Raw genomic sequence first — 235 nt, 5'->3', positions numbered from 1 at the left:
CCAAGGAGCCCATCCATGTCCCAGCAAGCCTCTTTCGGCCAGTTGGCCTTGACCTACTGCGCCAAGTTCCTGCCGCTCGAAGTCCTGCACAGCGCCGCCGGCCACTACATCGGCACGCGCGATACCGAAGGTCCCGTTTCGCGGGAATCCCGCGAGTACTTCCGCAGCCATACCGCGGCTCAACGTGCCCTCGAAAGAGGCGGCTGGTCCCAGCTCGCCATTCCCTGATCCAACT

The 235-nt window shown here is 63.8% G+C and carries 1 protein-coding gene; it reads left to right on the top strand.

Translation table 11 applies throughout. The features are described from left to right. Positions 1–15 precede the first annotated feature (15 nt). Complete coding sequence (locus APY03_RS26705; protein WP_068681657.1) at positions 16–228, top strand: hypothetical protein; 213 nt, start codon at positions 16–18, stop codon at positions 226–228. The last annotated feature ends 7 nt before the right edge of the window (positions 229–235 follow it).

It is taken from the genome of Variovorax sp. WDL1 (assembly GCF_001541225.1).
GTDB lineage: Bacteria > Pseudomonadota > Gammaproteobacteria > Burkholderiales > Burkholderiaceae_C > Variovorax.
Note: the sequence above shows the minus strand (reverse complement) of the source record. Positions and strands in the feature narration are given on the sequence as shown.

What these genes read in the sequence shown, in the direction of transcription:
- APY03_RS26705 (WP_068681657.1), top strand. Translation starts at nt 16, where the DNA reads ATGTCCCAGCAAGCCTCTTTCGGCCAGTTGGCCTTGACCTACTGCGCC.